Origin of the sequence: Arenibacter antarcticus, assembly GCF_041320605.1 — a bacterium.
GTDB classification, from domain to species: domain Bacteria; phylum Bacteroidota; class Bacteroidia; order Flavobacteriales; family Flavobacteriaceae; genus Arenibacter; species Arenibacter antarcticus.
On sequence record NZ_CP166679.1, the window covers coordinates 1,588,786 to 1,600,894 of the forward strand.

11 protein-coding genes are annotated in these 12,109 nt (G+C 36.3%); 5 read left to right on the forward strand and 6 right to left on the reverse strand.

The window, feature by feature from the left end; genetic code table 11:
- The first annotated feature begins 7 nt into the window (after positions 1-7).
- Entirely contained in the window at positions 8-229 is a 222-nt protein-coding gene (locus KCTC52924_RS06515; protein WP_251807408.1) for a DUF6341 family protein, read from the forward strand.
- A 118-nt stretch (positions 230-347) separates the two neighbouring features.
- On the opposite strand, the gene KCTC52924_RS06520 is transcribed toward KCTC52924_RS06515, so the two are convergent.
- From KCTC52924_RS06520 to rnr, 3 genes are all read right to left on the reverse strand, one after another.
- Entirely contained in the window at positions 348-1,013 is a 666-nt protein-coding gene (locus KCTC52924_RS06520) for a LysE family translocator (protein ID WP_251807406.1), read from the reverse strand.
- Between the two features lie 103 nt (positions 1,014-1,116).
- Entirely contained in the window at positions 1,117-1,800 is a 684-nt protein-coding gene (locus KCTC52924_RS06525; protein ID WP_251807404.1) for a head GIN domain-containing protein, read from the reverse strand.
- Between the two features lie 139 nt (positions 1,801-1,939).
- Positions 1,940-4,129, reverse strand: a complete 2,190-nt coding sequence (gene rnr, locus KCTC52924_RS06530) for a ribonuclease R (protein ID WP_251807402.1) — start codon at positions 4,127-4,129, stop codon at positions 1,940-1,942.
- A gap of 654 nt (positions 4,130-4,783) precedes the next feature.
- Here rnr and rpiB point away from each other — a divergent pair.
- Together rpiB and KCTC52924_RS06540 are read left to right on the forward strand one after the other, a co-directional pair.
- Complete coding sequence (gene rpiB / locus KCTC52924_RS06535; RefSeq protein ID WP_251807401.1) at positions 4,784-5,215, forward strand: ribose 5-phosphate isomerase B; 432 nt, start codon at positions 4,784-4,786, stop codon at positions 5,213-5,215.
- Positions 5,216-5,334: 119 nt separating this feature from the next.
- Positions 5,335-5,775 (forward strand): GNAT family N-acetyltransferase, encoded by a 441-nt coding sequence (locus KCTC52924_RS06540; protein WP_251807399.1) that lies wholly within the window; start codon positions 5,335-5,337, stop codon positions 5,773-5,775.
- 80 nt (positions 5,776-5,855) lie between these two features.
- Here KCTC52924_RS06540 and KCTC52924_RS06545 read toward each other — a convergent pair whose 3' ends face one another.
- The gene (locus tag KCTC52924_RS06545; RefSeq protein ID WP_251807397.1) at positions 5,856-6,230 is read right to left on the reverse strand and encodes an SLAP domain-containing protein; all 375 of its coding nucleotides are present in this window, start codon (positions 6,228-6,230) and stop codon (positions 5,856-5,858) included.
- A 382-nt stretch (positions 6,231-6,612) separates the two neighbouring features.
- On the opposite strand from KCTC52924_RS06545, the gene KCTC52924_RS06550 reads away from it, so the two are divergent.
- On the forward strand, positions 6,613-7,809 hold the full coding sequence (locus KCTC52924_RS06550) for an SH3 domain-containing C40 family peptidase (RefSeq protein WP_251807395.1): 1,197 nt from the start codon (positions 6,613-6,615) through the stop codon (positions 7,807-7,809).
- Between the two features lie 133 nt (positions 7,810-7,942).
- On the opposite strand, the gene KCTC52924_RS06555 is transcribed toward KCTC52924_RS06550, so the two are convergent.
- Positions 7,943-9,004 (reverse strand): Gfo/Idh/MocA family protein, encoded by a 1,062-nt coding sequence (locus KCTC52924_RS06555; protein ID WP_251807393.1) that lies wholly within the window; start codon positions 9,002-9,004, stop codon positions 7,943-7,945.
- A 327-nt stretch (positions 9,005-9,331) separates the two neighbouring features.
- Between KCTC52924_RS06555 and KCTC52924_RS06560 the strand changes: the two genes are divergently transcribed.
- Positions 9,332-10,438, forward strand: coding sequence for an acyltransferase family protein (locus KCTC52924_RS06560; protein ID WP_251807391.1), 1,107 nt, complete (start codon positions 9,332-9,334; stop codon positions 10,436-10,438).
- 32 nt (positions 10,439-10,470) lie between these two features.
- Here the strand turns inward: KCTC52924_RS06560 and KCTC52924_RS06565 are convergent, their stop codons facing one another.
- The gene (locus KCTC52924_RS06565; protein ID WP_251807389.1) at positions 10,471-12,099 is read right to left on the reverse strand and encodes a S41 family peptidase; all 1,629 of its coding nucleotides are present in this window, start codon (positions 12,097-12,099) and stop codon (positions 10,471-10,473) included.
- Positions 12,100-12,109 lie beyond the last annotated feature (10 nt).

Sequence of the window (12,109 nt, forward strand, 5' to 3'; positions counted from 1 at the left end):
AATTAAGATGAATACAATTTTTTACGGTATCGAGGATTTATTTGTAAATGTGCTGTTAGCACCGTTTGACGCCTTACGAGCAATGGAGAGTTGGTGGGGAGCCAATTCATTGAATTGGATTTTTATTTTTATAGGTTTTGTAGCGTTCATATATTGGATGTTGCAACTTAAGAAATTCAACGATAATGGAGAAGAGAACAAGGAGGTAAGTGCACATTCCTACCTCTAAAAAGAATATTTAGTAACCACATTCTCAAGGTAAAGGAAAAAATAATCAAATTATTTTCCTTCCAACGGGATATTTTTACACTTTATTTAAAAAAGGGGTTGCATCTGCAACCCCTTTTTTAATCCCTAATAAGTTCTATACCCTGTTCTATATTTAATCTATCCTTGGGAAGAAATCCTTTTACAATAAGCACCAAACCACAGAGAATCAAAATAAAACCAAGTACTTTCTTCACTAAAAGAATTCTTCCTTTTGTTAATTTCCGACGTAATTGTTTCGCTAATAGAATTTTAAAAATATCTGTGACAAAATAGGCAGCTATCATGGCCGCGAAGAAAGTCCATATTCTAGTGGGGTCATTATCTAGGCTAGGTCCTACAACAATGATAATTCCCAACCAAAAAACCAACACCCCTATATTGATAAAATTCAATAAAAATCCCTTTCCAAATAAACTGAGGTAATCCCCTTTTGTTACTCTAATTTTTTCTTGCGAATATTTAGATTCTTTCTTTAAAACATTGGTAAGTCCGTACACCAACAATATAACTCCGCCAAATACATACAATCCTGGTTGGTTACTTAAATTCTCCAACAATTGAAAACTACTGAAATAGGCCAATGTTATAAAAATAACATCGGCTACAATCACTCCAAAATCAAAACAGAGTGCGGCCCTAAATCCTTTAATAGCACTAGTTTCCAGTAATACAAAAAAAACAGGACCAATCATAAAGCTTAATAAAAAACCCAATGGTATTGCTGCCTGTACATCTTCAATCATATATATTATTTAACAACCTGGAATTTTTAACCCTGATTATAGGGTTAATTAACTATTCTTCCAGTAGTATTTGGATTGTAATTTCAACATTATTCTTTCCCCATTACATTCGGGTAATTGTACCCCCAAAAACCGTTTTCTCTTCCATCTTGGCAGGGTTTCCATAAACCAATACTTCCCCACCGGCTTTAACACTGGCCCTTACGTAATCTGTTGCAAAAATTTCTGCTCTAGATCCTGCATTTACGTTTACGGTACTAAATTTTGTTTTAAAATTCTTCCCTTTATAAATGCCGCCGGTGTTAATCTGAACATCTTGATTATGGGAATTTCCCGAAGCCGTTATAATACCCCCCATAACACTCTTTACAAGCAATTGTGCCACTTGGGCATTAATAACCAGTTCTCCGCCTTCTTGGGCTTTAAGCTCCAATACGTCTTGTTTAACTGCTTCTTTAGAAGTAATCCTCGCATCCTCATTAGTATCTATTACCAACAGATTATCTGTATAATACAAATCTACAAAAGTTCTATAGCCACTAAAAAGCTTATTTAATTCCATGCGTATTTTAAGAACTCCCCCATTGTTGACAATAGCAACATTCGTGGTATTTGCTCCAGTTATTATCGCCTTGTTTACGTTAGATCTTATCAGGTTTATAGATAAACCGTCAAAAGCCTTTACCTCCGTAAAAGTGCCCAATTCCTGAACCAACTTTTCATTTTGTGCCGCAACAGGCAGTACCGCGATTAGAAAGATCAGTATCACTACTAATTTTTGTTTCATTTACTAAAAGCTATCGTTTTTATGGACGGTGTATTTTACACCTAAAAACATTTATCCGAATTTATATTCAAGATAGGATTGTTACCTTATTAAGCAACAATCCATCTAGTTAAAACAAATTCCATTCCAAAATTAACCATTAGTCCTTTTTTCCCAATAGAGAAAAATCTAAATGGCGTTTCACAAGATCAGTGCTCTTTACCATTACTACCACTTCATCCCCTAATTGATAGGTCTTTTTTGTTTTTTCACCAACAATGGCGTACTCCTTGTCATCAAATGTATAATAATCATCCTTTATATCTCTAATTCGGACCATTCCTTCACATTTATTCTCTATGATCTCTACATAAAGTCCCCATTCTGTAACCCCAGAGATAACCCCCACAAATTCGCTGTCTTTATGATCCTCCATAAATTTGATCTGCATATATTTTATGGAATCCCTTTCCGCATTGGCGGCCAACCCTTCCATATTAGAAGAGTGCTTACATTTTTCCTCGTATGGCTCTGCCTTTGGTGTAGCTCCGCCATCCAAATAGTGTTGTAATAACCTATGAACCATAATATCTGGATACCTCCTTATCGGGGAAGTAAAATGGGTGTAATAATCAAAGGCCAGACCATAATGACCTATATTGTCTACGGTATAAATAGCCTTGCTCATACTGCGAATGGCTAAGGTATCTACAAGATTTTGTTCCTTCTTCCCCTTAACATCCTCTAAAAGCTTATTTAGAGAAGCGCTAATAGATTTTTTATCCTTAAAGTCAAGATTATGCCCAAAACGTGAAATTATCACATTCAAGGCCATTAATTTATCTTCATCAGGATCTGCATGTACACGGTATACAAAGGTTTTTTCGGGCTTTTGTTTTCCAATAAACCGAGCTACCCTCCTATTGGCCAATAACATGAATTCCTCAATCAATTTGTTGGCATCCATGGATTCCTTAAAATAAACGCCTACTGGTTCGCTTTCTTCATTTAGATTAAAACGCACCTCTACTTTATCAAAGGATAAAGCTCCTTCTTCCATTCGCTGGGACCGCATAATTTTAGCCAATCTGTCCATAGTCAAGGTAGCCTGTACCACTTCTCCATCAACTTGATAAGCAGCATCCCTAATGGAAATTTCCTCACTTATATTTCCTTCTTGAGTTTCTATAATGTGCTGCGCTTCCTCATAAGCAAATCGTTCGTTAGATTCGGTTACCGTACGTCCAAACCATTCGCTCTTAATAACCGCTTTATCATCTATTTCAAAAACAGCGGAAAAGGTATATTTTTCTTCGTTTGGTCTTAGGGAACAAGCGTTGTTAGACAATACTTCGGGAAGCATTGGGACTACCCTATCTACCAAGTAAACAGAAGTTGCCCTATTATAGGCCTCTTCATCTAAGAGGGTATCTGGTGTTAAATAATGGGATACATCGGCAATATGGACTCCAATCTCATAATTCCCATTTTCTAATACAGTAAAGGAAAGCGCGTCATCAAAATCCTTGGCATCCTTAGGATCAATAGTAAAAGTAAGGCTATCTCGCATATCCCTTCGTTTCGCTATTTCCTCTTCTTTAATGGAAGTATCCAAGGTATTGGCGAACATTTCCACTTCCACAGGAAACTCGTAAGGAAGTCCGTATTCTGCTAAAATTGAATGAATTTCCGTATTGTGCTCCCCTGGTTTTCCCAATACCTGTACTATCGTACCAAAGGGGGAGTCGGCATTATCTGGCCACTCTTTTATTTCTACTATTACCTTATCCCCATCTTCTGCAGTAGATAATTTGTTCTTTGGGACGAAGATATCCGTGTACATTCTATAATCGGTTGGACGTACAAACCCGAAATCCTTTTGCATATCCAAAATACCAACAAAGGAAGTTTTATGTCGGGATACTACCTTAGTAATCTCTCCCTCTAATTTTTTTCCTTTTCTTTTTGGAAAGATATATACCTCTACCTCATCTTTATGAAATGCCCTCTTTAATTTATTAAAAGGAACAAAAATATCATCATCCATACCTTCTACAACAATATAAGCATTGCCCCGTCCCGTAATATCCACGGTACCAGTATGGTAGGTTTTGGTACTGGGAATGGCCTTATAATTCCCTATTCCCTCTTCCAGTATTCTTTTCTTTTCCTTTAGTTGTACCAGCCTCTTAATTAGATTATTTCTATCGTGGGCATCTACTATACCTATCTTTTCAGCTATTTGTTTATAGTTAAAGGATTTTTGCGGCTCCTTTTCAAGAACAGTGAAAATACCTTTGGTAATTTCGTTATTTCTGTGATTTTTAGTACTCTTTTTACCTTTTGACATCAATACTTTTAATTTTTGGAAAATTACGAATTAATATTCATTGTCCTTCCATTCCATTTTTTAAGTTTTTTTTCAGTTGATAATTGTTCTTATCAACATTTATATAATATATATATTTCTTTTTTCTTAAATTTAAAAATAAATGGTGTTTATGATAGTGTGTTGATAAGGGGGATAAAATTATCAAGATATCCTTGCTCTGAGTAGATTTAGAAGTTTGTCGACATCTTATTGACTATTGATAGCTATAGCAATCAAGGTATTGATGTAGTTATCAATACTTGTTGATAACCTATGTAAACATAAAATTATTGATAAGTAAAGTTTAAAATAGTGTTAACTACTTCATTTTTATCTTTGATATCTTTTTAAGAGATTTAAGAAGTAAATTATTTATTTCCCTTATTCTTTTGTAAGGCACTTTTTTAATGAATATAAAAAATTTAGTAGTTACTTTTTATCGGCTGTTTATCAACAAAAGGTGAATTTTATTAAACCACTAAATAACAATACAGTTACGTTATTTCTAATTAATTGTTGTTAACAACCTAGTTTCTGTGGTGAAACCATTGGTATTTGTACATTTGTATTCCTTACTATATGTAATATTAGAGGTTTTAAATATTCTATTAATTTTAAACTGGCTTTATAAGGATGAAAATAGCAATAGGTAATGATCATGCTGGAACTGAATATAAACTTGCCATTATTGGATTGTTAAAATCTATGGATTTAGAAGTCAGTAATTACGGTACCAATGGTTCAGATAGTGTAGATTACGCAGATTTTGTACATCCAGTGGCCAAAGACGTAGAAAGTGGTGATGCTGATCTTGGTATTTTAATCTGCGGTAGTGGTAATGGGGTATCTATGACTGCCAACAAGCATCAGAAAATTAGGGCCGCTCTTTGTTGGAATACGGAAATTGTGAAATTAGCGAGGGAACACAATGATGCCAATATTTTAAGTTTACCAGCCCGTTTTATTTCATTGCCTCAAGCTTTGGATATGGTGAAAACGTTTATAAATACTTCCTTTGAAGGTGGGCGCCATGAAAGACGAATAGAAAAAATACCCTGTTTATAACAAATAATTTTTGATTCCTTATAATCAGTACCTATACTTGGTCACTAAAAATAATGCTAATCTCCATTTTTGGTTATTAATTTTGAGCATTGAATCACTTGTTTTATAACATGCCCCTAATGATTATAGAAATAAAGACTTTTAAGGAGCTAAGCACAGAGGAACTATATACAATGTTACAATTACGTTCCGAAGTTTTTGTGGTAGAACAAAATTGTGTTTATCAGGATTTGGATGGAAAGGATAGAATAGCGATCCATGTGTTGGGATCTAAGAACGGCCAGTTAGTGGCCTATACCCGTATTTTTGGACCAGGAGATTATTTTAAGGAAGCCAGTATTGGTAGGGTATTAGCAAAGAAAGAGGAACGAATGTATGGCTACGGACGCGATATAATGGAGGCTTCCCTACAAATTGTTCAGGAGCATTTTGGCACTATTCCCGTACGGATTTCAGCCCAAAAATATTTATTAAAATTTTATAATTCCCTAGGATTTGTACAGACGGGTAAGGAATATTTGGAAGATGGTATTCCCCATATTGCTATGGTCATAAAATGAGGGTTGTGGACAAGTATGGCTGTAAAATAAAAAACACCGTTCAAACGGTGTTTTTTAATTAAGTGTTGTTGTGGATAAACTCAAATCTTGATTGGAGTTTTATCGCTAAGATTAATATCTTCCAACATGCTGTCCGTAAATTTATAATGTCCTTTCGTGGTAATTATTTTAAATCGGTTAGAGTTCATTCGGCTCAAAGTATCCAAAAAAAGCCATTTGGATTTAAGTAATAAGGGTCGATCCGATTTTAAACTAATTTCAAAATAATATTTTTTCCCGTTTTTTAAGGCCACTATATTGGGGGTAATTTTTATATCACTACCTTTTTTTAGGTAGGATTTAGGACAATCATAACCTTCAATATCCGCTTTTATTTTTTCAAAACCATGTGCCTCCAAATGGGAAATGGACTTTTTAATGAAGGCCTCATTTTCGGAATTTTCTATTTTTATCATAATCGTAAAGTAATGAAAAATTAGGTACAATACAATAGAAATACCTTGATATTAAGTGTTTTAGTAGATTTTTAACATAAAATGTTTTTCTATACTAAATTTTGATCCCAATTCTTAAAATATAATAGTGGTGTATTTTTTATCATAATGTTAGACACTTTTCCACTACCCGCACAATTAGCGCGTTTTCTATACTAAATACCCGTTTGGGATGGCTTATAAATAGGCATTTCAGATTTGTATTTTCTTTTACTGGATAAAATTTTATAATTTTCGAAATTAAAATAATAGTAGGTAAAATAATGTGGATCGGCTTACGGGCAATTCGGTGTTTAATATGTTATTATATAATGTGAAGAAAGCCTTCTTTAAAATAGAGTTTATGCAGCAGTGTTGTAAAGTATTTTTATTGTTATCTTTTATAGTTTTGGCAACTTCTTGTCATAGTGGTCACAAGAAGGATATGGAGGTTATAAATTCACTTGTTGATGAAACAAAACAAGAATTTGCTCCGGATAAACGGGTAGCCTTATTCAACTTGGAATTGAACTCTCAAGGATCTGAAATGGTAATAAAGGGAGAGAGCAACCTTCCCGATGCCATTAAGGCCCTTAAGGAAAAGCTAAATCAAAAACATATTATCTATACCGATAGCATAGAGCTTTTACCATCTACCCAATTAGCGGGACGTACTTATGGACTTATACAGATATCCGTTGCAAACTTACGAGGGAAACCAGCCCATTCTTCAGAATTGGTAACCCAAGCAACTTTAGGTACACCTGTAGAAATCCTTAAGGCTGTGGATAGTTGGTATTTAATACAGACTCCCGATCGCTATCTTTCTTGGGTAGACGGAGGTGGAATTACCCGAATGTCCAAGGAGGAATTCTTGAAATGGAAAGCTACAAGGAAAGTTATTTTCACCAAAACAATGGGGCAGTCCTTTTCCCAACCTGATGAAAATTCTCAAGTGGTTTCCGATATGGTAGCCGGTGGGGTGATAGAATTTTTAAGTGAAGAAAATAATTTTTTTAAGATCCGATATCCCGATGGTAGAATGGCCTTTATCAATAAAAATGATGCTCAGGATTACGATGTCTGGTTGGCTGGCCTAGATCCCTCTCAAGAATCCTTGGTGAGTACCTCAAAAAAATTAATGGGCGTGCCCTATTTATGGGGAGGAACTTCTACCAAAGGGGTAGATTGTAGTGGATTTACCAAAACCGTTTATTTTCTGAATGGGATGGTGCTTCCCAGAGATGCCTCCCAGCAAATACATACGGGAAAGGCTGTTGATAAAGACAGGGACTTTGATAAGCTGTTGCCAGGGGATCTCCTGTTTTTTGGAAAACCACCGACGGATTCTACTAAAGAACGGGTAATACATGTTGGAATGTGGATTGGAAATAATGAATTTATTCATTCTTCGGGAAGGGTTCTTATAAGCAGTGTAGATTCATCCGCTGATAATTTTGATGAATATAACCTCAATAGGTACTTACGCTCCAATAGGTACCTAAAGGAACCAATGGATGGTTTAATAGAATTGGCAAAAACTCCTGTTTTTAAAGATTAGTTGATAAGGTTTCAGCCCCCTTGCATTTCTATTATTTAATAGAAATGCAAGGGGGCTGAATTATGTTTAAAAACCACTGTTTTAGTAGTTGTGGACTATGGAAACGATCAAAATAAAAGTATGCTCCCTATTTTTATAAAATTATGGTTTTCCCCGTTCGCACAGATTCGTCCGCAGCCAATACAATTTTTAAACTGTTCACTGCATCGTTTAAATGATCCGTTAGGTCTAGGTCTTCCTCAATGGCTTTTAAGAGATACTCCTGTTCTAGGAGACATAAGCCATCATGATCGGGTTCGTCTTCGGTTGGGATTTGCTGGTCTTTTTTTACAAATTTCCCTTCCGCGTTTAATTCGCTATGATGGATTATAAGGCTACCGGTTTTTGAATGCCCCTCTACGTCCTGAGATTCCCCTTTATTTTCGTCTACAATAGATACTGCCCCTTTGGGTCCTATAACATCTTTTATAAAGACTGCTGTTTCGCTCATCATAGGTCCCCATCCTGCTTCGTACCAACCAACGGAACCATCTTCGAACCTCACCTGTAACTGACCATAATTATACATTTTGGCATCTATTTCTTGGGTTAAACGGGCTCCAATGGCACTTACGCTAATGGGTTTGGACTGGGTCATTAGACACATAATATCTACGTAATGTACCCCGCAGTCTACAATGGGAGACATGGAGTTCATCAGTTGCTTATGGGTATACCAATGGTCGCCAGAACTTTGTTGGTTTAAGTTCATTCTCATGACCAGTGGTTTTCCTAAACCTCGGGCCATTTCTACAAACTTGGTCCATGAAGGATGTACCCTAAGTATATATCCTACAACCATTTTTCTATTTTTTTCCTTGGCCAGGGCAACCAGTTCCCGTGCTTCCTCTACGGTTAACGCCAATGGTTTTTCCACAAAGACATGGGCCCCAGCCTCTAGGCTTTTTTTTGCGTATTGGGCATGGGTATCGGGATAGGTATTTATAGAGACCACATCTGGTTTAGTTTCCTTCAAGGCAGTTTCAAAATCTGAAAATGTAGGCAATCCCCCCAATTCCTTGGATAGTCGCTCCCTACTTTCAGGATTTCTACTCACCAATCCCACTATTTCAAATTCAGATAGTTTATGATAGGCCCTGGCATGGGAAATCCCCATATTACCACAACCTACCACCAATGTTTTTAAGGTTTTCATTTTTTTAGCTTTTCTGTATTATAATTAATTGTTGTATTAAAATTATGTTTCTATTTTCACATTACTACATTAATCCATTTTTAAATTCAATCCTTTTAAAATGGACTCCATTCTCCTGCAAATTAAGAAAAGTAAGCTTAATTGAGCAAGATTCGCCAAGTTGAGGATAAAGTTTGGGCAGAACCCATTTTCTACCTAACATATAATCACTACATTGTTACTACTTTCTGTCTGAATGGGCGGACAGAGGAAGTGATTCCAACCAAACCTAAGTTTTACGATTTTCAAGATGAGGATAGTATTAAAAATTAATTTTATCGTTTTTAAATGAACAGAATCAACCTCCCTAGTACCCAACGATTGTTTTCTTTAGATGTATTTCGTGGACTGACCATGTTTTTGTTGATTGCCGAAGCTGCGGGATTTCATGGGAGTTTTGGGGATCTGACCTCAGGAAACAAATTTTGGGACCCTCTGGCACAGCAGTTGCATCACCACCCTTGGAACGGGTTGCGTTTTTGGGACCTTATCCAGCCTTATTTTATGTTTATAGTTGGAGTTGCAATGCCTTTTTCGTTAAGAAAGCGGTTGGCTACTCAAACCAAGAAAGAAGTAACTACGCATATTGTAAAACGATGTCTGTTGTTGTTTGCCTTTGGGGTGTTGTTGCACTGTGTCTACAGTCAGGCTCTAGTCTGGGAATTATGGAACGTACTGGTACAATTGGCGTTCACCATTGCGATAGCCTACATGATTATGTCCTTACCACACAGGACTCAAATTTTTATATGTTTTGGAATTTTATTGCTTACCGAAATCTTGTACCGGGCGTACAACCCTCAAGATCCTTTTGAAAAAGGAACCAATTTTGGGTCTTGGACAGATATGTTAGTGATGGGTAAATTAAATGGTGGAGGTTGGGTAACCATTAATTTTCTACCTACGTCGGTACATACTATTATGGGCGTTCTTTGTGGACAATTATTGCTTTCTGCTAGGTCTATCAAGGAGAAATTAAATCCACTTTTACTTTGGGGCGGTATTTTATTGGTTGTGGGTTATGGTCTAGATCTCACGGGAATAACCCCTATTATAAAACGGATCGCTACTACCTCATTTGCGTTGGTCTCGGGAGGTTGGGCCCTACTTACCTTGGCCTTATTTTATTGGTGGATAGATATTTTGGGACATAAGAACAAATGGCTCCGTATTTTTTCTGTGGTTGGAACCAATTCCATTTTCATCTATTTGTTTGCGGAAACCGTGGGAACACAGTGGTTTAGGGGTTTTGGACTAATTTTTTCCAAAGGGATATTAGCTCCTATGGGGATTAATGACGGTATAATCCTAGTTATCAATTCCCTTTTGGTACTATTTATCTTTTGGTATATTACCTATTTTCTAGATAAAAAGAAGGTGTATTTTAAGGTATAAGGAAGACTATATTTAATGGTAAGTAGCTCTATCTATCTTAAGATTTCCCTGTATTTTGAATTGTCATTTAGCAATGCTGTTGCGGCTAGGATGGCTTCATCGTTATTGACATGAAATTCGTATAATCCGTTTCTGTAAAAGTATCTTTTTAGGATCTCATCCTCTAAATTCTTTTTAATTTCCGCGTTATACTTATCCAAAGCAGCGGTCTTACCCTTATGCATGGCTGCTAAAAGTGATTTGTAATTATCGGTCACTTCCGAACCAAAAAGGGTGCTCTCCTCAGTTGCCATGGCTTCTTTTAAAGCCTTTTCTGCTTTGGTTTCAAAATCAAAACTACTGTTGGCAACATAGGTCTTAAAATTTTGATAGTCACTTTCCCCAAAACTGAGATCAGCTACAGTATTCAAACTGTTTTTAAAATAATAATCAGTAGCAAAATCAAAGATTAAGTTGTTTTCCATAAGGGCTTGGGTAAGTGCATTGGTTTTGGAAGTGGTAATTTCTATATCGGGTAAAACACCTCCTCCATCCTGAACCTTACGTCCGTTTTTGGTGGTAAAATCCCTAAATTGTGTATTTTTTATCGCATTTCCGGCTTCATCTCTGTTCCAATAGTCCAAGGATTGGATACACCTTCCCGAGGCAGTATAATATCTGGAGATAGTGACTTTTAATTGGGTACCATAAGTAAGCTTTAATGGGCGTTGTACCAATCCTTTTCCAAAACTTCTGGCACCTACAATGACCGCCCTATCCAAATCCTGTAAACTTCCCGAAACTATTTCACTGGCAGAGGCACTCCTCCCATTTACCAAGACAACCAACGGTATTTCTATATCTACTGGCTGTTTGGTGGTCTTGTATTCCCTATTAAACTTTTTTACCTTGGATTTGGTGGTTACCACAAGTTCTCCTTTGGGAATAAATAGATTGGTAACATTGATGGCTTCGGTCAATAATCCACCAGGATTATCCCTTAAATCTAATATAATCTTGCTGGCTCCATTATTTTTTAGATCCAATAACGCGGCCTTGGTTTGTTCCGTTGCTTTTTGATTGAATTTTGATAAAACAATATAACCAGTATTGTCATTGATCAGCTTATAAAATGGTACGGCATCGACTTCTATGGCCTCCCTATTTATGATTGCAGACTTGGTTTCCCCCTGCCTTATGAAGGTGACCTCTACACTGGTATTATTAGCTCCTTTGAGAAGTTCGTCCGCATCTTCCTTGATATTGGCAATGGTAATATCTCCTATCTTAATTATTTCATCTCCTGCCTTTAGGCCTGCCTTATCCGCTGGATAATTCTGATAAGGTTCCACAATTAGTATTTTATCCTTATAGTTGCGTACCAAGGCCCCTATTCCAGAATACGCTCCTTTATTGTTAATTTTAAAGGTCTCTACATCTTGTTCATTAAGGAATTTAGTATAGGGATCCAATTCTTCCAGCATGTTCTTTATGGCGATATCCATGAGTTCTGCCGGATTGGTTTCATCCACATAATTCATGTTCAGCTCCTTGAAGAGGGTGGTGAAAATCTCTATTTGTTTGGCAATTTCAAAAAAATCGCCCTTGAAGCTACTTCCAGCAATTAAAAAAGCAACGGCAATAACTGGAATAAGTACTCGCTTTAATAATATCCTTTTCATCTTCATTTTT